Below are 19,032 nucleotides of genomic sequence, written 5' to 3' on the forward strand. Positions count from 1 at the left end.
ATCATCGGTAGACCACCCGGTCCGCGTTCATGGTGCCGATCCGGTCCCAGTCGTAGGTCACCCCAAGGCCGGGTCCTGCCGGTACGCCGACACATCCGTCGTCCCCGACAGCGGTCAGATCGTCCGCGTAGTCGTCGGCGAAGACGTCCGGCAGCGACGGGTTCCCGGTGGTCGGGTCCAGCAGCCCGAGCTCGTAGTAGCTGGTGTTCCGGATCGCCGCCATGCAGTGCCGCTGCGCCGGACCGGCCGCATGCACCTCGAGGTCGAGGCCGATCGCCTCGGCCGCGTGCGCCGTCTTCATCACACCGGTGATGCCGAGATCGAGCTCCGGATCCGCCCGCAGGAAGTCGGTCGCCCCTTCGAGGGCGAGCGCGGTCCGCAACTCCAGGCCGCGGACGAACTCGGTGATGAGCAGTGGCGTACGGACCCGTTGCCGCAGGATCTGATGCGCCAGCGGGGCGTCGCCGCGCAGCGGGTCCTCCCACCAGAACGCACCGACCTCGTCGCAGAACCGGCCGAGCTTGAGCGCCGCGGCCAGCGTGGGCAGGCTCTTACCCGGGTCGGTCATGATGTCGCTGCGACCGGCCGAGCCCTCGGCGGTGGCGCCGAAGATCTCGATCTCGTCCTTGGCGGTGCCGGCAGAGCGGCCGTGGATCTTGAAGCCCGGTACGCCGAGCTGCGCGCACTGGTCCGCGAAGTCGCGGTAGCTGTCCGCGGTGGCGAGGGTACCGAGTCCGTGCCCGCCGCCGACCGTGCTCACGTACGCGGGCAGACGATCCCGGTAGCGGCCGAGCAGCTGCGAGATCCCGAGGCCGGCCAGGTGACCGGCCGCGTCCCACAACGCGATGTCGATCGCGCCGGCCCCGATCCGGTCGGTCTTCGCGAAGCCGCCGTTGAAGGAGTCCCAGATCGCCTCCCGGTCGTGCAGGTCGCGTCCGGGCAGGCTGGCCGCCATCGCCTTCACCTGACCGATCGCGTACGGCGGGGCGCTCCACATGACGACGTACCCACCCTCGGCACCGTCGTCGGTGCGGATCCGGATCCCGAACCGGCGCGTCGTACGGCTCGGTGGGCTCACCGCGGTGAGCGGCTCGCCGCTACGGTCGTAGCGGCGCACCACGGTGTGATCGAACTCGATCAACTCGACTGCATCGATGACGGACATGAACCTCCTACTTGAGGCCGGTGGTCGCGATGCCCTGGGTGAGGGCCTTCTGGGCGAACAGGAAGACTGCGAAGACCGGGACCAGCGTGACGATGGACATCGCGAACAACGCCCCGTAGTTGCTCAGCCCGGCCGAGTCGGAGAACGTACTCAGCCCCAGCGGCACGGTGTAGAGATCCGGCCGGTTGAGGTAGAGCAGCGGGGTGAAGAAGTCGTTCCAGGTCCAGATGAACGTGAAGACCGCGGTAACGCCGATCGCCGGAGTGCACAGCGGCAGGATGACGCTCCAGAACGTCCGCAGCGGACCGCAGCCGTCGATCGCGGCCGCGTCGTCGAGCGTCGTCGGCAGCGTCCGCATGAACTGCACCATCAAGAAGATGAAGAACGACTCCACGCCGAGGAACTTCGGCAGGATCAGCGGTACGTAGGTGTCGGTCAGCCCGAGCGTCGAGAAGATCACGTACTGCGGGACGACCGTGACGTGGAACGGCAGCATGATCGTGGCGAGCATGGTCGCGAACATCGCCCCGCGGTACCGGAAGCGCAGCCGGGCGAAGGCGTACGCGGCCAGCGTGCACGAGACCAGGTTGCCGACGATGCAGGCGAGCGCGACGATCATCGAGTTCAGCATGAACCGCCCGAACGGGATGCCGAGCGAGTTCCAGCCGTCGAGGTAGTTGGTCAGGGTGAGTTTGCCGCCGCCGGTCCCGTCGCCGAAGATGTCGTTGTTGTTCATGAACGACCGGCTCAGCATCCAGATCAGTGGATAGATCATGATGATGCCGAAGGCAATCAGCAGCACGTGCCGCCAGCCGCGGCGCAGCATCCACTCCAGCAGGTCAGTCCTCATAGTGCACCCAGTACCGGGCGGCGACGAAGTTGATCGCGGTGAGCATGCCGATCACCACGAACAGGATCCAGGCCAGCGCGCTCGCGTACCCCATCTCGAAGTTCTTGAAGCCGGTCACGAACAGGTACAGCGTGTAGAACAGCGTCGAGTTCGACGGACCGCCGGTGCCGGCCGAGATGATGTACGCCTGCGTGAACGCCTGGAACGAGCCGATCAGCTGCAGGATCAGGTTGAAGAACACGACCGGGCTGAGCAGCGGCAGGACCACCGAGGTGAACCGCCGCCACGCACTCGCGCCGTCCACCTTGGCCGCCTCGATCAGCTCCTCGGGGATCTGCCGCAGCCCGGCCAGGAAGATGATCATCGGCGACCCGAACGTCCACACGTGCAGGATGATCAGCGTGTCCAGGGCATGGGCCGGGTCGGAGATCCAGGACCCCATCTGGATCCCGAGCTTCCCGGCCAGCTCCGGTATCAGTCCGGTGCTGGAGAACAGCTGCCGCCACAGCACCGCGACCGCGACGCTGCCGCCGAGCAGCGAGGGCAGGTAGTACACGGATCGGTAGATCGACAGCCCGCGGACGCCCTGGTTGAGCAGCACAGCGATCGCCAGCGCGAACGCGAGTTGCAGCGGTACGGAGATGAAGACGTACTTCGCCGTCACGCCGGCGGCCGCGAGGAAGTCCGCGTCGCCGAACATCCGCCGGTAGTTCTCCAGCCCGGTGAACCGCGGCGAGTCGCCGAGCCGGTAGTCGGTGAAGGACAGATACAGCGAGGTGACCATGGGGACGAGCGTGATCAGCAGCACGCCCGCCATCCACGGCAGCAGGAACAGGTAGGCGATCTTCGACCGCCGGCCGCGGCTGCGTGCCTTGGCCGCCTGCTGTACCTCGGTGATCAGGGCCATCGTGCTATTCCGCCGGGGCCTCGGTGAGTGCCTGCCAGTCGCGCTCCTGACCTTCCCAGCGGCGCAGACCGATCCGGACCGCGTCCAGGCGTTCCATCGTCGCGCCGTCGTAGTGCCCGAGCGACAGACCGTCCGCGCCCGCGTCCACGGCGGCCTTGACGCTGTCGGTGAGCGTCTGCGTGGTCGCGTTCGGCCGGACCCCGAGCGCGGCGATCAGTTGCTGGTCCTCGCGCAGCGCGCGCCGGCACTTCATCAGCTTGGCGCGCTTGGTCGCGACTCCCTCGGCGGTGCCGAGCTGATCGGAGTAGTCGGATTCGCGGACCGAGTCGACGTACGTGAACGCCGACGCGAAGTCGAGACCGGCCCGCTCCGGGGAGGCCATGTAGGTGTTGTAGCGGAACTCGACCTGGCGACCGGAGGCCGCGAGTGCCTCGCGTACCAAGGCGAACAGCCGGTTGACCGACCGCTTCCGGAACTGCAGCCAGGCGGTGAACGCCTCGTTCTCCACCAGCAGGGCCGACTCGGTGTAATTGGACTCGTCGAGCAACTGGCGTTCGTGCAGTTCCTCCAGCCCGATCCGGCGCGAGAGGTTGGCCAGGTGCGTGACCTGGTGCACGACCTCGTCCCAGTCAAGGCCTTCTTCGGTCGCCTTCGCGCGGCAGCTGTCGCAGAAGCAGCCGCCGGTCGCCACCGCGAGCAGTTGCTGCCACGAGGTCGGTCCGAAGCTGTGCGTCCCGCCGTCGTCGCGGCCGGCGCCGAACAGGACCAGGCAGGTCTGCACGTAGTCGACATCGTGATTGGCCGCGACGTCGGCGAACAGCCCGTACAGATATTCCTGGACGTCGGGATGGTTCAGGCAGGGCAGCGCGCGCTGCGCCTCGACCGCTTCGAACGCCCCGACGATGTTCCCGTACACATCGCGCTGCAGAACGTCGGACAGGTTGTCCCGGGCGTACTGCGCGTCGATGATCGTGTGCGAGATCTCGCAGCCGGTCCGCATCCCGCGGGCTCTGGCGGCCGTGGTCAGTTCGTCGAGCCAGTCGTGCCCGATCAGGAAGTCGCGTTCGGTGGTCAGCGGCTTGATCCGCTTGTACTTGCTGGGATCCGGCGCCCAGTACGCCCGGCTGTCCTCGGGCACGTAGTAGCGGCGGACCGGGTTGTGCGGGTAGTGCCGGGCGTGCAGCGGCCGCTTCTCCTTGTGCATCAGGCCGACCAGGTACGCCGAGTTCACCTCCGCGCGGCTGCTCAGGACATCGAGGATGTGCTCGATGCCTTCGTCGGCCAGGTCCCACGCGTACAGGCTGGCGGCGATCTCGTTCAACGGCATAGGAGTCCTCTTCCGCAGATCTCTCGAGGGGGAACGGTCTACTTCTTCAGGAGCTTGGTGCGCAGGTCGCCGAAGATCAGGTCGACGGTCTGCTGGATCGACGCCTTGTCGTAGGCGAGGTTCTGCCAGGCCTTGACCATGTCGCCGGAGAAGGCTCCGGACGTCGGCAGGCCGTTGCGCACCGGCCGGGTCTTGGCGCCGGCCTCGAAGCCGATGTAGGTGAGGAACTGCTTCTCGGCGTCCGACACCGAGGACGTGATCGCGTCCCGGACGGTCTGGGTCGGCGGCGCGCCGATCGTGGTGCCGATGATCTTGGCGCGCTCGACGTCGTTGAGCAGGTAGTCGGCGAACTTGAGCGCCGCGTCCGGGAACTTGCTGTTGGCCGCGACGCAGAGCATGTTCGGCGAGAGCGCGATCGCCTTGGTCCCGGTTCCGCCGTTGCCCGGGCACGGCATCAGGACCAGCGGATCCTTGGTCAGGCCCTGCAGTTCGAGCATCTGGTTGGAGTTGCGCAGGTGGTACGCCGCCAGGCCGCGGATCATCGGGGCGCCTTCGAAATAGGGGTTCTGCTCCAGGGCCAGTGCGGTCGGCACCGACGCCTGGGAGTCGCGCAGGTTCTTCCAGTACGTCAGCCACTCGGTCATCAGGTCCTTCGTGAAACCGAGATCGCCGTCGGCCGCCCACATGTCCTGGTCGTGCTGGCGCGCGTACGCCCCGAACCAGTCGGCCGCGCCGCCGGTGTTCGGATCGTCGGTACCGAAGAACTTCGCGCCCTTCGCGGAGTGGATCTTGGCGCTGAGCTGCGCGAACTCGTCCCAGCTGTACGAGTCCGGGTAGTTCTTCACCGGTACGCCGACCTCGTCCAGGATGTTCTTCTTCGCGAACATGCCGATCGACTGCAGGCCGTGCGTCATCGCGTACTGCTTGCCGTCGACGACGCCGGGCGCCTTGATCGAGTCGGTGAAGCCGGCGTCGTCGATGCCCTTGCCGGCACCGAGGTGCGAGGTCAGGTCCATGACGTGGCCGCCGGACACCAGTTGGGGGAGCAGGTCGCTGGTCACCCAGAACACGTCGGGCAGGTTCTTGCCCGACATCGCGACGGTGATCTTGGTTTCGATCGCGTCGATGTCGCCGAACTCGGGACTGACCTTGATGGAGGAGTTCTTCTCGGTGAACGTCGTACAGGCCTTCTGGAAGCGCTTCACCCGGTCGTCGGAGCCCCAGAACATGAACCGGAGGCTCGCCGACTTGGACGAACCGGAGCCCGTCGAGTCGCCGCAGGCCGCGAGCACCGGCCCGGCGACCGCGGCGGCGCCGAGCCCGCCGGCGAGGCGGAGGACGGACCGGCGCGACAGAGAGGGGAGCGGGACGGACATCGCCATCACCTTTTTCGCTCGGCGCGGTCGGAGACTGCGGCTCCGCTGCGCTAGGGAAAGTTCTGGGCACCATCCTTAGTTCAGCAAACTTGTCTGTCAAGATTGCAGATAAGACGAGTTTGCAGGAGAGTTGTGTCATGCCGACGCTCCCTCTCAGCGCGAACATCTCGATCATGTTCACCGAGCTGCCCTACCTGGATCGCCCGGCCGCCGCGCGCGCCGCGGGCTTCGAACAGGTCGAGAGTTGGTGGCCGTTTCCCGGACCCGACGCGGCACCGGACCAGGTCGACGAACTGGTCGCCACGCTGGACACAGCGGGGGTCGAGCTCTCCGGACTGAACTTCTTCGGCGGCGACCTGTCCGCCGGTGAGCGCGGCATCGCGTGCCGCCCCGACCGGCAGGAAGAGCTCGAGCTCAACACCGCCCGGCTGATCGGCATCGCGCGGCGGACCGGCTGCCGCGCGTTCAATCTGCTGTACGGCCAGCTGGACGATCGATGGTCCGCGGCCGAGCAGCGCGACACGGCGATCCGGGCCGTACAGGTGGCGGCGGCGAAGCTGGCGGAGATCGACGGGGTCGTCCTGCTGGAGCCGCTCGCGCTCGGCCTGAACGGTTCGTACCCACTGGTGGACGGAGATGACGTGGTCGAGATGCTGACCGGACCGCTGCGGTCGACGCCGAATGTCCGGCTGCTGTTCGACCTCTTTCACCTCGGCAGCAACGGCGTCGACCTGGTCGCCGCGGCCGAACGGCTCGCACCGTGGATCGGGCATGTGCAGCTGGCCGACAGCCCAGGGCGTGGCGAGCCCGGCAGCGGTGAGTTGCCGATCGAGGAGACGGTGAAAGCCCTCGTCGGTACGGGCTATCGCGGCACGATCGCCGCGGAGTACCAGCCGACCGGGCCGACCGTCGAGACACTCAGCTGGGTGGACGGGCTGGACGTCGTACGGGGCCTGCGATGACTGGAATGACTCGAGTCGGCTTCGTCGGAGCTGGGGTGATGGGTGCGCCGATGATCGCGAACCTGATCCGCGCCGGCCACGTCGTACGGGCCTACGGCCGATCGCCCGCATCACGCGACCGGATCGAGGCTGCGGGCGGCACCCTCGCGTCCTCGGTGGCGGGGGTTGCCGAGGGCGCCGACGTCCTGATCACGATGGTCGCCGACTCACCCGACGTACAGGACGTGGTCCTTGCTACGGGAGGTCTGGCGGAGGCCTGCAGCGAGGGACAGGTGTTCGTCGACCTCAGTACGATCGCGCCGTCGGTTGCCGTCGAGGTCCACCAGGCGCTGGCGGCGCGAGGCGTACCGGCGTTGGACGCGCCGGTCAGCGGTGGCGAACAGGCCGCGATCGACGGCACGCTGAGCATCATGGCCGGAGGCGATCCCGCGACGCTCGAGCAGGTGCGTCCGCTGCTCGCGACGATGGGAAGCACGATCACGTACGTCGGTCCGCCGGGCAGCGGTCAGCTCACCAAGGCCGCCAATCAGCTGATCGTCGCGGCCAACCTGCAGGCCGTCGCGGAGGCCGTCGTGCTGCTGGAGCGCTGCGGTGTCGACCTCGAGGCGGCGCTGTCCGCGATCGGTGGTGGACTGGCCGGTTCGGCCGTACTGGATCGCAAGCGCACCGCGTTCCTGACCGGTACGTACGAGCCCGGGTTCCGGGTCGACCTGCACAGCAAGGACCTGGGCATCGTCGGTGGGATCATGCGCGAGCAGGGGTTGTCGCTGCCCGGGACCGCGATCGTTACCCAGCTGATGAGCGCCCTGCGCGCTCGCGGCGACGGCGGGCTGGATCATTCCGCCTTGCTACGACTGACCCGTGCCCTGAACGGAATGGAGAGTCAACAGTGAGTTCCGACGACGTGATCGTGGTGACCGGCTCCTTCAGCGACGACGACCGGAGCCGAGCTGCCGCGCTCGCGCCGCAGTTCACTCTGGAATTCACCGACCGTCCTGCGGACGTCGACACCGGGCGCGTGATCGCGGTCGCGGGCTCGGTGCCGCCGGCCGACTTCGGACGCCTGCCCGAGCTGCGATGGATCCACAGCTGGGCGGCCGGACCGGACGCGGCGATCTTCCCGGAGTTGGTGTCGAGTTCGGTCGTGCTCACGTCGTCGGCCGGCAACGGCGGCGTACCGCTGGCCGAGCACTCGATGATGTTGCTGCTGATGCTGGATCGCGAGGCACTGCTCTGGGTCTCGGCCCAGCAGGAGCACCGCTGGGGGAGGCACCGGCACAGCGAGCTGATGGGCAGCACGATCGGGATCTACGGGCTCGGGAACGCCGGCAAGGACCTGGCGCTCAAGGCGCAGGCGTTCCACATGCGGGTGCTCGGCCTGCGCCGGAACGCGACGGTGCCGGTCGACGGGGTGGACGAGCTGTACGGCCCCGGGCAGCTGAAGGAGTTCGTCAGCCGGTGCGACCACGTCGTGATCACGGCGGCGCTGACACCCGAGACCCGGAACGCCTTCGACGCGGACGTCTTCGCGGCGATGAAGCCCACGGCGAACCTGGTCTGCATCTCGCGCGGCGGGATCGTGGTCGACGACGACCTGCTGCAGGCGCTCCGCGACGGGCAGCTCCGGGCCGCCGGACTGGATGCCCACGGCATCGAACCGCTGCCGGCCGACAGCCCGTTCTGGGATCTGCCGAACGTCATCGTGACACCGCACAACGGCGCCACGACTCCAGGAACCGCGCGCCGTGGGGTCGAGATCTTCCTCGACAACCTCTCCCGCTTCGCCGGCGGCCGCCCGTTGCACAACGTCGTCGACAAGGAACTCGGTTACTGATTGCCGCCACTGCTGAGCAGGAACGCCGGCGGCTCGCCGGTCAGGACCGCGTCGGACTCCAGCCAGGCCCGCGCGTCCCGCGGGTGCCGCCGCTCGATCTCGGCCAGCAGGTACTGCCGGGCCTCGGCGGCCGTCGCAGTCTGCCCGGCATGCAACGCATCGAGCACCTCCGCGGCGCTGGCACACCAGACCGAGTAGAGCTCGGAGTCCGCCCAGTCCCGCAACTCCCGACGGGCTGCCAGCTCGGCACGTCGCTGGGCGCCGCCCTTCCGGCGCAGAGCAGCCCGCAGCCTCGACCACGCGCCTCGGCCCGTCTCCACCTCGACCCCCACCACTCCACTCGCCATTGCCGACGCCAACTATTGCACAATGCAATTCACGGACCGCAACACCTCGAGTTCGGAATGAGTTCGAGGGGCGGGCGGGGGATCGGTTAGCCTCAGCAATGATCCCGAGCTGTGGAGGTGGGCCCGTGACCGGTGCTGCTACAGAAGAGGCCGCGGACGAGCTGGTTGCCGCGGTGCTCACGGCTTCGCGGGTGCTGGTCGGCGTGTCGGCGCGATCGCTCGCCCAGGTGGAGGAATCGGTCACGCTGACCCAGTTCCGGACGCTGGTCGTGCTCGACGGGCACGGCCCGAGCCGCCTGAACCTGCTCGCCGAGCGGCTCGACGTCACCGCCTCCACGGCCCTGCGGATGGTCGACCGGCTGATCGCCGCCGGCCTGGTCGACCGTCGCGAGAACGCCAACGACCGGCGCGAGGTCGTCATCGACCTGACCGCCGAGGGCCGCAAGCTGGTCCGGAAGGTCGCCCGCAAACGGCAGGCCGAGATCGAGCGCATCGTGCTCGGCATGCCGGTCGGCCGCCGCCGCGAACTCGTCCGCGCCCTGACCGCGTTCGCCGAGGCCGCCGACGAACCCACCGCCATCGCCGAAGCCGCCACCCGCCTCGGCTGGTGACAACAGCTACTCCAGCGACCTCAGCCGTGCGGCAGGGACCTGTTCGATGCGGGTCCAGCCCTTCCAGCCGCGTTCTTCGAGGATCGCGAGCAACCGCGCGGCTTCGGGGGCCGACTCCAGCATCACCGCATCCAGCAGTTTGACGAGCCCTTCGTCGAAGGGCTCGTCGCCGAGCTCGCCGGCCTGTGCGGCCCGGATGTACAGGCGTTCCAGGACGTCGGCGATCTCCACCAGCAGCGCCTCGTCGCCTTGCTGGTCGACCGCCTGACTCACCAGGCTGTAGAGCTTCCGCGCGTCGGGATCGTCGAACTGCTCGTGCTTGGCCGCGATCACCGCATCGATCAGGTCCGGCACCTGGGCCGCGATCATGATCCAGGCATCCCGTTCCATCTCGATGTAGCGCTCGCTGACGCCGTTGCTCCGCAACCGGTCGAGATAACCCACCACCGGCTCCGGCAGCGCGAGGTGGTCGCCGGCCGCGAGTCTGGCGAGCCGGCGCCGGCTGTCCTGCAACCGCCGGATCTCGGCTCGCAGGCTCTTGTCGATCTCCTGTACGCCGGCCTCGAACTCGTCCGGGCCCGCGTCGAGGAGCTCCTGTACGCGGGCCAGCGGGACGCCGGCGTCGGCGAGAGTGTGGACCCGGATCAGCCGGACGACCGCGGCCGCGTCGTACGAGCGGTAGCCGGAGCGGTCGCGTTCGGCCTCGGGCAGCAAGCCGATCTTGTGGTAGTGGCGCACTGCCCGCACCGTGACTCCGGCGTACGCCGCGAGCTGGCTGATGGTGAGCATGGCTCCAGCCTGCCTCAAGCGATCTTGCGGCGATACGTGAACATCGCCAGGACGTACGCCAGCACCAGCACTCCGACGCACCACGCGAGCGCGGTCCAGATGCCATCACCGACCGGCTGCTGCGCGAGCAGGTTGCGGATCGTGTTGACGATCGAGGTCACCGGCTGGTGTTCGGCGAACCACCGCACCGGCCCCGGCATCGTCTGCGTCGGTACGAAGGCCGAGCTGACGAACGGCAGGAAGATCAGCGGGTACCCGAACGCGCCCGCGCCCTCGACCGTAGATGCGGTCAGCCCAGGGATCACCGAGAGCCAGGTCAGCGCGAGAGTGAACAGGAACAGCATGCCGGCCACCGCCAGCCAGGCCAGTACGCCGGCGCCCGAGCGGAAGCCCATCGCGAGCGCGACCGCCAGGACGACGACGAGCGAGATCAGGTTCGCGACCAGGGACGTGAAGACGTGCGCCCACAGCACTCCCGAGCGGGCGATCGGCATCGACTGGAACCGTTCGAAGATCCCGGTCTTCAGGTCCATGAACAGCCGGAACGCGGTGTAGGCGACGCCGGACGCGACCGTGATCAGCAGGATGCCCGGGAACATGTAGTTCACGTACGCCGTGGACCCGGTGTCGATCGCGCCGCCGAAGACGTACACGAACATCAGCATCAGGGCGATCGGTGTCAGCACGGTCGTGATGATGGTGTCCAGGCTGCGGGTGACGTGCCGCAGCGTACGGACGGTGAGCGTGACGGTGTCGCTGACGAAGTAGGTGCTCATCGCTTCTCTCCAACGATCGCCAGGAAGATCTCTTCGAGGGTGGGCTGCTTCTCGACGTACTCGACCTGGGCCGGCGGGAAGAGCTGCTTGAGCTCGGCCAGGGTGCCGTTCGCGATGATCCGGCCTTCGTGCAGGATCGCGATCCGGTCGGCGAGCTGTTCGGCTTCGTCGAGGTACTGCGTGGTCAGCAACACGGTCGTACCGGAGCCGGCCAGCTCCTTGACCATCTGCCACACCTCGATCCGCGCCTCGGGGTCGAGCCCGGCGGTCGGCTCGTCCAGGAAGATCACCGGCGAGTTCCCGATCAGGCTCATCGCGATGTCCAGCCGGCGGCGCATCCCTCCGGAGTACGTCGCGACCTTGCGCGCACCCGCCTCGGTCAGGGAGAACCTCGCCAGCAGGTCGTCCGCGATCTTGCCCGGGTGGCCGAGGTGCCGCAGCTTGGCGACCAGGACGAGGTTCTCCCGGCCGGTCAGGATCTCGTCCACGGCCGCGAACTGTCCGGTCAGGCTGATCGACGCCCGCACGTCGGCGGCCTGGGTCGCGACGTCGAAGCCGTTGATCTCGGCAGCCCCGGCATCCGCCTTCACGAGCGTGCTGAGGATCCTGATCGTCGTGGTCTTGCCCGCGCCGTTGGAGCCGAGCAGCGCGAAGATACTGCCCGGCGCCACCTCGAAGTCCACCCCGCGCAGCACGTGCTGTTCCGCATAGGACTTCTGCAGTCCCTGCACCCGGATTGCCGTCTCGGTACTCATACCGATCAGCATGGAGGGTTGACCCTACGTCAAGGTCAAGCCGCGGGGTCTACCCCAAGATGTAGAAGCCGGTCACCACGGTCGGAATGGCGCCGAGCAGCAGCCAGGGCGACGGGAAGCGTTTGTGCAGGGCGAGGATGCCGGCCGCGGTCAGGAGGCCGATGACGCCGGACATCAGCCACAGCCCGACGCCCTTGCCGAAGTCGTCGTGCGAGACGCCGATGCTGTACACGGCCAGCGTGACCGCCGGGACGCTGCCGACGTGGAACAGGATCGCGGAGACCACCCAGCGCTGGACGGTCTCGATGTTCATCGGCCGCGGCGTCCGGCGACGGCGCAGGGCGGGGGTCTTCTCCATCAGTCCTCACTCGGCTTTGTCCTTTTGGCGGCAGCGATCACTCGCGTGAGCCGTTCGTGCAGTTGCATCAGTTCGTCGATGTCCATTCCGAGCCGGTCGACGATCGTCGGCGGCACCTCGAGCGCCTGCTCGCGGAGCGCCCGCCCCTTCGCGGTCAGGGCGACGGCCAGCGAGCGCTCGTCCCTGGAGTCGCGGTCGCGCCGCAGCAGCCCGGTGCTCTCGAGCCGCTTGAGCAGCGGGGACAGCGTCGCCGGCTCGAGCTGCAGCATCCCGGACAGGTCCTTGACCGACACCGGCTCGAACTCCCACAGCGCCAGCATCACCAAGTACTGCGGGTGGGTCAGGCCCATCGGCTCGAGCACCGGCCGATACAGCGCAATCACACTCCGTGCCGCGACCGCCAATGCAAAACACACCTGATGCTCGAGTGCCAGCGGGTTGTGCACCGCCTTCGTCCCAGCCACATGCTTAGTGTAGCAACATTATGCGTACTAATGGTTAGTGAGCTAACTAACTCTCCTTGACGGTTAGGGTGGCGCGATGACCGACTGGGTGGCGCGCTGGATCTCGGACCCCGCATTCGCCGGCTGCACACCGCTGGATCTGCTGCACAAGGAGTCCGGCGAGCATCCCGCGTTCGATCATCCGCCCGAGCTGCAGAACCGGCACATGCTGGTACGGAAGACCTTCGTACTCGACGAGCTGCCCGCCGAGGCCGTGCTGCGCATCACCGCCGACGACTACTACAAGCTGCGCATCAACGGTGAGTTCGTCGGGCAGGGCCCCGCGCAGTGCTACTCGTTCAACTACTACTACAACGCGTGGGACGTACGTTCTCGCCTGCGCGCAGGCGAGAACCGGATCGACGTCGACGTCTACTACCAGGGCCTGGTGAACCGGGCGTACAACAGCGGCGATCTCCGCCAAGGGATGATCGCGGAGCTCCACACCGAGGCAGGCGTCGTACTCGCCACCGACGCGTCCTGGCAGTACCGGATCGCGTCGCAGTACGGTCCCGCACCGATAGTCGGGTACGACACGCAGTACCTGGAGAACATCGACCAGCGCAGACTCGCCGGCGACGACTGGGCGCCGGTAGCGGCGCAGAACGACCTCAATCACACATTGGTCCCGCAGCCGACGGCGACGCTGGACGTGTACCGGGTCGCGCCCGAGAAGGTTGACCAGCTCGGCGACGGCCACTACCTGATCGACTTCGGTCGCGAGCTGACCGGCCAGTTCGAGCTGAGAGCCCGTGGCGCGGCCGGCGACACGGAGCAGTTGCGCTGCGGTGAGGAGCTGAACGAGGACGGTCGCGGTGTGCGGTTCGAGCTGCGCTGCAACTGCACGTACGACGAGACCTGGACGCTGTCCGGGAACGACGACGTCCTTGATCAGTACGAATACAAGGCCTTCCGGTACGTCGAGGTACGCGGGCCGTCGGGCGCCGTCGAGCCGGAGAGCTTCGCGGCGGTCGTCCGGCACTACCCGATGGACCCGGCCCGCTGCGAGTTCACGTCCGCCGACGACAAGCTGACCCGGATCTGGGAGCTGTGCCGCCGCGGCGTACAGCTCTGTGCGCAGGAGAACTTCGTCGACTGCCCGTCGCGGGAGAAGGGGCAGTACCTCGGCGACAACACCGTGATCGGTCATTCGCACCTGTACCTCAGCGGCGATCCGCGCCTGTTCCGCAAGGCGATCAGCGAGTTCGCGCTGACCCGCTCGGTCTGCCCGGGACTGCTGGCTGTTGCGCCGGGGCATCGGATGCAGGAGATCGCCGACTTCTCGCTGCAGTGGCCGCTACAACTGCTGACGTACTACCGCTACAGCGGCGACCTCGACTTCCTGCGCGAGATGGCCGAGGTGGCGGACGGCATCCTCGAACACTTCCGGACCTTCGCGCGCGCCGACGGCCTGCTCACCGACGTTGTCGACAAGTGGAACCTTGTCGACTGGCCCGAGGGCATGCGGGACGGGTACGACTTCGCGCTCGGCCAACCGGTCGGCCCCGGCTGCCACAACGTGGTGAACGCCTTCTACTACGGGTGTGTGGACACGGTCCAGCAGATCAAGGACATCCTCGGCATCCCGTACCGCGACGAACTCCCGCGGTTGCGCGACGCCTTCCTGCACACGTTCCTCGGATCGGGCGAGGTGTTCACCGACGCCGAGCTGTCCAGCCACAGCTCACTGCACGCGAACATTCTCCCGCTGTACTTCGGACTCGCGCCGGAGCCCGTCGTACCGCGCATCGTCGCGATGATCCGCGAGCGCCGCCTGAACTGCGGGACGTACTTCTCGTACTTCCTGCTGAACGCGCTGACCGCGCACGGCGAGGCTGCGCTGGCGTACGAGCTGATCGGGGGAGACGACCCGAACTCGTGGTCGACCATGCTGAAGGAGGGCGCGACCGCCTGCTGCGAGGTGTGGAGCAAGGACCAGAAGTGGAACACGAGCCTGTGCCACGGCTGGGCGAGCGCACCGATCCCCGTCCTGATCGAGGGCATCGTGGGCCTCCGCCCGGAGAAGCCCGGCTGGAAAGAGATCCGCTTCGCACCGCAGATCCCGCCGGCAATGGCACCGTTCCAGCTGACCGTCCCGACCCCGGCCGGCCCGATCAAGGTCCGGTACGACGGACAGCGCGCCGAACTCACCGCACCACCCGGCGTGCTCGTGCACTAAGGAGAGCGACGCACCCGATGGTCCGCGGCGGTCATCAACGTGGCCATCGCAGCGGCCGCCGCATCCGGATCGCCCTTCTGGATCGCCTCGAAGACCGCGTCGTGCTCGCCGAGCGTCGCCTCCATCGTGCCCGGCACCCGCAGCGTCCGCTCGAACCAGTCGGCGAGCAGCGACTGCAGACTCTTGAGCAGGCTCTCCAGGACGACGTTCCGGGCGATCGTCGCGATCTCCAGGTGGAACGCCACGTCCGCCTGCACGAACGCGTCGATATCGTTGCCCGCGGCATGCATCCGCTCGACGTGCGCACGCAAACGCTCGATTTGCCCGGAGTCGGCGCGCGCGGTCGCCAACCGGGCAGCCAGCAGTTCGAGCTCCTCGCGCACCTCGACCAGGTCGCCGATCTCGGGCTCGCCGAGGGCGAGGCTCCACTGCAGCGTCTGCGCCAGCAGTTGGGTGCTGTCCGCCCGAAGGTAGGAACCGGACCCGGGGCGCACCTCGACCAGGCCGACCAGCTCGAGTGCGGCGATCGCCTCCCGCAGTGTGGAGCGCCCGACCCCGAGCATCTGCGCCAGGTCCCGCTCCGAGGGCAGCCGCGCGCCGACCGGCACCTGGTCCGCGCCGAGTTGCTCGAGCAGTTGCCGCGCCACCAGGCTCGCGGCCGACAGCCGCTCGACCGGGCGGAAGCGGGTCCGCACGAACGGCGTACCCCCGGCGTCGGTCACGATCGGCCCCCTACTTGGTGCTCGGTTCCAGGCGGAGCATGCGCGTGATCACCCGGTCGAGCTCGGCATCGTCGAAGATGCGCTTCCAGTCGTCCTTGATGATCGTTTCGTGGCCGTAGGCTATCGCGATCTCGCAGCCTGAAGAGAACGGGTTCGACCCGCGCAGGGCGTTGGTCAGTGCGATCTGGATGTGTCCGTGCAGGATGGCCCGGGCGGCCGCTTCGGGCACGCCGACCGTGTGCACGGTCTCGTGCAGAGCCTCCTTCAGCAGCGTGCCGACCATGCAGGCGACGGTCTCGACGAGCGTCGGCTCCAGGACGGCAAGTTGCTTCACCGTCACCCAGTGGACGTCCAGGACCGGTCCGTAGATGACCCGTACGACTGCCTCGACCCGGGACTGTTCAGCCGGATCGTCGACGGCCGCCACCACGTCCTGCGGAGCGCTGACGCCGCCGAACGTGTCGGCCCATTCCTCCGCCGTCGTGCGTTCCAGGAACACCGACGGATGGCACGGATGCGCGACCGCCTGGACGACACCGTCGCGGGTCGCGAGCAGGCCGGCGTACGCCGCAGCCGGGTCCAGCGTGAGCAGAACCGCGCCGTCCTTCAGCAGCGGGACGATCTCGTGCGAGACCTGCCCCAGCACAGTGTCCGGAGTCGCCAGTACGACGACATCGGCCTCGCGGACCGCGTCGGCCGTCGGGACGACGGCCCGACCCTCCGCGCGGACCCGTTCGGTGCCAGGTCCGGACGCCTCGCAGTACAGCGCGCGGAACTGGGAGCGGGCCAGGTTGGCGGAGACTCGCAGGCCCATCTTGCCGCCCGCGCCGACAACGACGACCGTCTCCTGGCTCGTGCTCATAAGCGCTCCTCGGCTGGGTCGGGGACAAGGACTCGCGCCAACCGTAGGCAGCTCGGAAAGGACTGGTCAACTGGTTGACCAATTCTTGTGAAACGTGTCAATGTGCGGGCATGACGACTCCGTCCAGGCCTGCGTTCGAGCATCATCGCGTCGCTCTCGGCATCGGTACGCCGACTCCGCGACTGACCTGGCAGACCGTTTGCACGGACGCTGAGTCAGGCTGGCGCCAGGCGGCGTACGAGGTCGAAATCGTGCGTGCCGACGGGGTGCAGGACCGCTCGGTGGTCGAGTCCGCGGAGAGCGTCCTCGTACCGTGGCCGGCCGCGCCGCTGCGGTCCCGCGAGCGGGCCGAGGTCCGGGTCCGCGTCCGTGGTGAGGGCGGCGAATGGTCCGGTTGGAGCGACCCCGGCGTGGCCGAAACCGGACTTCTTGATCCGGCCGACTGGACCGCGGCACCGGTCGGCGCCGGCTGGCCAGAGGATCCGGAGTCGGACCGCCGGCCCGCGCTCGTGCGGCACGCGTTCGCGCTCCGCGGCCCGGTGATCCGAGCCCGTCTGTACGCGAGTGCCCACGGCCTGTACGAGGCGGAGCTGAACGGCGAACGGGTCGGCGACGACACGATGTCGCCCGGCTGGACCGTCTACGGCGAGCGGTTGCGCTACTACACGTACGACGTCACCTCCCTCGTCCGGCCCGGCGCCAACGTGCTCGGCGCCTGGCTCGCCGACGGCTGGTACCGCGGCCGCCTCGGCTGGAACGGAGGCTTCCGCAACCTCTACGGCAGCGACCAGTCGTTCATCGGTCAGCTCGAGGTGGAGTACGCCGACGGATCGTCCGAGATCGTTGCCACCGGCCCCGACTGGCAGGCGGCGCCGAGCCCGATCCTGCTCACCGGCAACTACGACGGCGAGACGTACGACGCCCGCGAGGAGCAGCCCGGCTGGTCGGCGCCCGGCTTCGACGCGAGCGACTGGACCGCCGTCGCCGTGCACGAGCGCGACGCCGCAACGCTGGTCGCGCCTGACGGTCCGCCGGTGCGCTGCACCCAGGAGGTCACGCCGATCGCCGTATTGCGGACTCCGAGCGGACGGGTCGTGCTCGACCTCGGGCAGAACCTCGTCGGCCGGCTGCGGATCCGTGTCCGCGGCGAGCGCGGGACCACGGTGACGATCCGTACCTCCGAGGTCCTGCAGGACGGGGAGATCTACCAGCGCCCGTTGCGCACGGCCAAGTCGACCGACACGTACATCCTCAAGGGCGATCAGGTCGAGGAGTGGGAGCCGCGCTTCACGTTCCACGGCTTCCGGTACGCCGAGATCGACGGCTGGCCTGGTGATCTCGACCCGGGCGATGTGGTTGCGCGAGTGTTGCACACCGACCTCGAGCGCACCGGCTGGTTCGAGTGCTCGGATCCGTTGGTGAACAAGCTGCACGAGAACGTCGTGTGGAGCATGCGCGGCAACTTCCTCGACATTCCGACCGACTGCCCGCAGCGGGACGAGCGGGTCGGCTGGACCGGTGACATCCAGGTGTTCGCGCCGACAGCGTCCTACTTGTACGACGTGGCCGGGATGTTGTCGGGCTGGCTGCAGGACGTCGCGGTCGAGCAACTGCCCGACGGATGCGTCCCCTGGTACGTCCCGGTGATCCCCGCACATGACATGTGGACACCGATCCGGCCAGGCGCACTGTGGGGCGACGTCGCGGTGCTGACGCCATGGGTGTTGTACGAGCGATACGGCGACGCGGACGTACTGCGCGCCCAGTACGACAGCGCGAAGGCCTGGGTCGAGCTGATGGACCGGCTCGCCGGCCCGGATCACCTGTGGAGCGATGGTTTCCAGCTCGGTGACTGGCTCGACCCGGCGGCGCCACCGGACGATCCCGCCGACGCCCGCACCGATCGCTACCTCGTCGCAACCGCCTACTTCGCCCACTCCGCGGAGCATCTGGCCAAGACTGCGCACGTCCTCGGTCGCGCCGACGATGCGAAGCGCTACGGGGAGCTGGCCGCGCTGGTACGGGAGGCCTTCTGTGCGGAGTACGTCGGCGCCGACGGCCGCATGACGAGCGACGCGCAGACCGCGTACGCACTCGCTCTGGAGTTCGAGCTGATCGAGAACGTCGAGCAGCGGACCGCCGCCGGGGATCGCCTCGCCGAGCTCGTGGCCGAGGACGGCAACCTGATCGCGACCGGGTTCGCCGGGACGCCGATCATCTGCGACGCGCTCACCCGTGCCGGAGCGGTCGGCTCCGCGTACGACGTACTGCTCCAGAAGGAATGCCCGTCCTGGCTGTACGCCGTCACGCAAGGCGCCACGACCATCTGGGAGCGCTGGGACAGCATGCGGCCGGACGGCACGGTGAACCCGGGCCGGATGACCTCGTTCAACCACTACGCGCTGGGCGCGGTCGCCGACTGGATGCACCGGACAGTCGCCGGCCTGGCTCCGACAGCACCCGGCTACCGGTCGATCAAGTTCCGCCCGCAGCCGGGCGGCGGCCTCACCTGGGCCCGCGCCGAACACGAGACGCCGTACGGCCGGGCCGCGATCGCCTGGTCGATCGAGGACGGCGAGCTGCGCGTCGACGTCACCGTACCGACCGGCACCGATGCGGTCGTCGAGCTACCAGGTCGCGATCCCGAGCCTGTCGGTAACGGCCGCCACAGCTTCACAGTCCCGTACTCCGCCCCGTCGCAGCACTGAG

19 protein-coding genes are annotated in these 19,032 nt (G+C 68.3%); 6 read left to right on the forward strand and 13 right to left on the reverse strand.

Going from position 1 to position 19,032, the window contains the following annotated elements; translation table 11 throughout:
- Position 1: 1 nt before the first annotated feature.
- From ACGFI6_RS35645 to ACGFI6_RS35665, 5 genes are read right to left on the reverse strand one after another with little or no spacing between them, the layout of a single operon-like run.
- Positions 2-1,165, reverse strand: coding sequence for an enolase C-terminal domain-like protein (locus ACGFI6_RS35645; protein ID WP_393126609.1), 1,164 nt, complete (start codon positions 1,163-1,165; stop codon positions 2-4).
- Between the two features lie 7 nt (positions 1,166-1,172).
- Positions 1,173-2,015 carry a carbohydrate ABC transporter permease gene (locus tag ACGFI6_RS35650; RefSeq protein WP_393126611.1) on the reverse strand — a complete coding sequence of 281 codons (843 nt, stop codon included), beginning with the start codon at positions 2,013-2,015 and terminating at the stop codon, positions 1,173-1,175.
- Positions 2,005-2,922, reverse strand: coding sequence for a carbohydrate ABC transporter permease (locus ACGFI6_RS35655; RefSeq protein ID WP_393126613.1), 918 nt, complete (start codon positions 2,920-2,922; stop codon positions 2,005-2,007). The genes ACGFI6_RS35650 and ACGFI6_RS35655 overlap by 11 nt, the downstream gene beginning before the upstream one ends.
- Before the next feature lie 4 nt (positions 2,923-2,926).
- The gene (locus ACGFI6_RS35660; protein WP_393126615.1) at positions 2,927-4,249 is read right to left on the reverse strand and encodes a hypothetical protein; all 1,323 of its coding nucleotides are present in this window, start codon (positions 4,247-4,249) and stop codon (positions 2,927-2,929) included.
- A 38-nt stretch (positions 4,250-4,287) separates the two neighbouring features.
- A complete protein-coding gene (locus ACGFI6_RS35665) occupies positions 4,288-5,625 on the reverse strand; it encodes an ABC transporter substrate-binding protein (RefSeq protein WP_393126617.1) in 1,338 nt (445 codons plus the stop codon).
- A 137-nt stretch (positions 5,626-5,762) separates the two neighbouring features.
- Between ACGFI6_RS35665 and ACGFI6_RS35670 the strand changes: the two genes are divergently transcribed.
- Genes ACGFI6_RS35670 through ACGFI6_RS35680 form a run of 3 tightly spaced genes read left to right on the forward strand, consistent with a single transcriptional unit; the run spans position 5,763 to position 8,421 of the window.
- Entirely contained in the window at positions 5,763-6,587 is an 825-nt protein-coding gene (locus ACGFI6_RS35670) for a hydroxypyruvate isomerase family protein (protein ID WP_393126619.1), read from the forward strand.
- Entirely contained in the window at positions 6,584-7,480 is an 897-nt protein-coding gene (locus tag ACGFI6_RS35675; protein WP_393126621.1) for an NAD(P)-dependent oxidoreductase, read from the forward strand. Before ACGFI6_RS35670 ends, ACGFI6_RS35675 begins: the two co-directional genes overlap by 4 nt.
- Positions 7,477-8,421 carry a D-2-hydroxyacid dehydrogenase gene (locus ACGFI6_RS35680; protein ID WP_393126623.1) on the forward strand — a complete coding sequence of 315 codons (945 nt, stop codon included), beginning with the start codon at positions 7,477-7,479 and terminating at the stop codon, positions 8,419-8,421. Before ACGFI6_RS35675 ends, ACGFI6_RS35680 begins: the two co-directional genes overlap by 4 nt.
- Here ACGFI6_RS35680 and ACGFI6_RS35685 read toward each other — a convergent pair.
- Positions 8,415-8,768: a hypothetical protein gene (locus tag ACGFI6_RS35685; protein ID WP_393126625.1), complete on the reverse strand. Its 354-nt coding sequence runs from the start codon at positions 8,766-8,768 to the stop codon at positions 8,415-8,417. The two genes, ACGFI6_RS35680 and ACGFI6_RS35685, sit on opposite strands and share 7 nt — an antisense overlap.
- A 125-nt stretch (positions 8,769-8,893) precedes the next feature.
- Here ACGFI6_RS35685 and ACGFI6_RS35690 point away from each other — a divergent pair, with 125 nt between their 5' ends.
- On the forward strand, positions 8,894-9,379 hold the full coding sequence (locus tag ACGFI6_RS35690; RefSeq protein ID WP_393126627.1) for a MarR family winged helix-turn-helix transcriptional regulator: 486 nt from the start codon (positions 8,894-8,896) through the stop codon (positions 9,377-9,379).
- A gap of 6 nt (positions 9,380-9,385) precedes the next feature.
- Here the strand turns inward: ACGFI6_RS35690 and ACGFI6_RS35695 are convergent, their stop codons facing one another.
- From ACGFI6_RS35695 to ACGFI6_RS35715, 5 genes are read right to left on the reverse strand one after another with little or no spacing between them, the layout of a single operon-like run.
- Positions 9,386-10,168 carry a MerR family transcriptional regulator gene (locus ACGFI6_RS35695; RefSeq protein WP_393126629.1) on the reverse strand — a complete coding sequence of 261 codons (783 nt, stop codon included), beginning with the start codon at positions 10,166-10,168 and terminating at the stop codon, positions 9,386-9,388.
- Positions 10,169-10,182: 14 nt separating this feature from the next.
- Positions 10,183-10,944, reverse strand: coding sequence for an ABC transporter permease (locus ACGFI6_RS35700; protein ID WP_393126631.1), 762 nt, complete (start codon positions 10,942-10,944; stop codon positions 10,183-10,185).
- Complete coding sequence (locus ACGFI6_RS35705) at positions 10,941-11,699, reverse strand: ABC transporter ATP-binding protein (RefSeq protein WP_393126634.1); 759 nt, start codon at positions 11,697-11,699, stop codon at positions 10,941-10,943. Before ACGFI6_RS35705 ends, ACGFI6_RS35700 begins: the two co-directional genes overlap by 4 nt.
- Positions 11,700-11,748: 49 nt before the next feature.
- Positions 11,749-12,057, reverse strand: a complete 309-nt coding sequence (locus ACGFI6_RS35710) for a hypothetical protein (protein WP_393126636.1) — start codon at positions 12,055-12,057, stop codon at positions 11,749-11,751.
- A complete protein-coding gene (locus ACGFI6_RS35715) occupies positions 12,057-12,521 on the reverse strand; it encodes a MarR family winged helix-turn-helix transcriptional regulator (protein WP_393126638.1) in 465 nt (154 codons plus the stop codon). The genes ACGFI6_RS35710 and ACGFI6_RS35715 overlap by 1 nt, the downstream gene beginning before the upstream one ends.
- A 76-nt stretch (positions 12,522-12,597) precedes the next feature.
- On the opposite strand from ACGFI6_RS35715, the gene ACGFI6_RS35720 reads away from it, so the two are divergent.
- Positions 12,598-14,739: a family 78 glycoside hydrolase catalytic domain gene (locus tag ACGFI6_RS35720; RefSeq protein WP_393126640.1), complete on the forward strand. Its 2,142-nt coding sequence runs from the start codon at positions 12,598-12,600 to the stop codon at positions 14,737-14,739.
- On the opposite strand, the gene ACGFI6_RS35725 is transcribed toward ACGFI6_RS35720, so the two are convergent.
- Positions 14,736-15,461 (reverse strand): FadR/GntR family transcriptional regulator, encoded by a 726-nt coding sequence (locus ACGFI6_RS35725; RefSeq protein ID WP_393126642.1) that lies wholly within the window; start codon positions 15,459-15,461, stop codon positions 14,736-14,738. The genes ACGFI6_RS35720 and ACGFI6_RS35725 overlap by 4 nt on opposite strands.
- 10 nt (positions 15,462-15,471) lie before the next feature.
- On the reverse strand, positions 15,472-16,323 hold the full coding sequence (locus ACGFI6_RS35730) for a phosphogluconate dehydrogenase C-terminal domain-containing protein (RefSeq protein ID WP_393126643.1): 852 nt from the start codon (positions 16,321-16,323) through the stop codon (positions 15,472-15,474).
- A gap of 110 nt (positions 16,324-16,433) precedes the next feature.
- Here ACGFI6_RS35730 and ACGFI6_RS35735 point away from each other — a divergent pair, with 110 nt between their 5' ends.
- Positions 16,434-19,031 (forward strand): family 78 glycoside hydrolase catalytic domain, encoded by a 2,598-nt coding sequence (locus tag ACGFI6_RS35735; RefSeq protein ID WP_393126645.1) that lies wholly within the window; start codon positions 16,434-16,436, stop codon positions 19,029-19,031.
- The last annotated feature ends 1 nt before the right edge of the window (position 19,032 follow it).

Origin of the sequence: Kribbella sp. NPDC048928, from assembly GCF_043197975.1 — a bacterium.
Classification (GTDB): Bacteria; Actinomycetota; Actinomycetes; order Propionibacteriales; family Kribbellaceae; genus Kribbella.

Bases quoted from the DNA above. Each gene is read 5' to 3' on its own strand.
- ACGFI6_RS35645 (WP_393126609.1), bottom strand. From the start codon at position 1,165: ATGTCCGTCATCGATGCAGTCGAGTTGATCGAGTTCGATCACACCGTG.
- ACGFI6_RS35650 (WP_393126611.1), bottom strand. From the start codon at position 2,015: ATGAGGACTGACCTGCTGGAGTGGATGCTGCGCCGCGGCTGGCGGCAC.
- ACGFI6_RS35655 (WP_393126613.1), bottom strand. From the start codon at position 2,922: ATGGCCCTGATCACCGAGGTACAGCAGGCGGCCAAGGCACGCAGCCGC.
- ACGFI6_RS35660 (WP_393126615.1), bottom strand. From the start codon at position 4,249: ATGCCGTTGAACGAGATCGCCGCCAGCCTGTACGCGTGGGACCTGGCC.
- ACGFI6_RS35665 (WP_393126617.1), bottom strand. From the start codon at position 5,625: ATGTCCGTCCCGCTCCCCTCTCTGTCGCGCCGGTCCGTCCTCCGCCTC.
- ACGFI6_RS35670 (WP_393126619.1), top strand. From the start codon at position 5,763: ATGCCGACGCTCCCTCTCAGCGCGAACATCTCGATCATGTTCACCGAG.
- ACGFI6_RS35675 (WP_393126621.1), top strand. From the start codon at position 6,584: ATGACTGGAATGACTCGAGTCGGCTTCGTCGGAGCTGGGGTGATGGGT.
- ACGFI6_RS35685 (WP_393126625.1), bottom strand. From the start codon at position 8,768: ATGGCGAGTGGAGTGGTGGGGGTCGAGGTGGAGACGGGCCGAGGCGCG.
- ACGFI6_RS35695 (WP_393126629.1), bottom strand. From the start codon at position 10,168: ATGCTCACCATCAGCCAGCTCGCGGCGTACGCCGGAGTCACGGTGCGG.
- ACGFI6_RS35700 (WP_393126631.1), bottom strand. From the start codon at position 10,944: ATGAGCACCTACTTCGTCAGCGACACCGTCACGCTCACCGTCCGTACG.
- ACGFI6_RS35705 (WP_393126634.1), bottom strand. From the start codon at position 11,699: ATGAGTACCGAGACGGCAATCCGGGTGCAGGGACTGCAGAAGTCCTAT.
- ACGFI6_RS35710 (WP_393126636.1), bottom strand. From the start codon at position 12,057: ATGGAGAAGACCCCCGCCCTGCGCCGTCGCCGGACGCCGCGGCCGATG.
- ACGFI6_RS35720 (WP_393126640.1), top strand. From the start codon at position 12,598: ATGACCGACTGGGTGGCGCGCTGGATCTCGGACCCCGCATTCGCCGGC.
- ACGFI6_RS35730 (WP_393126643.1), bottom strand. From the start codon at position 16,323: ATGAGCACGAGCCAGGAGACGGTCGTCGTTGTCGGCGCGGGCGGCAAG.
- ACGFI6_RS35735 (WP_393126645.1), top strand. From the start codon at position 16,434: ATGACGACTCCGTCCAGGCCTGCGTTCGAGCATCATCGCGTCGCTCTC.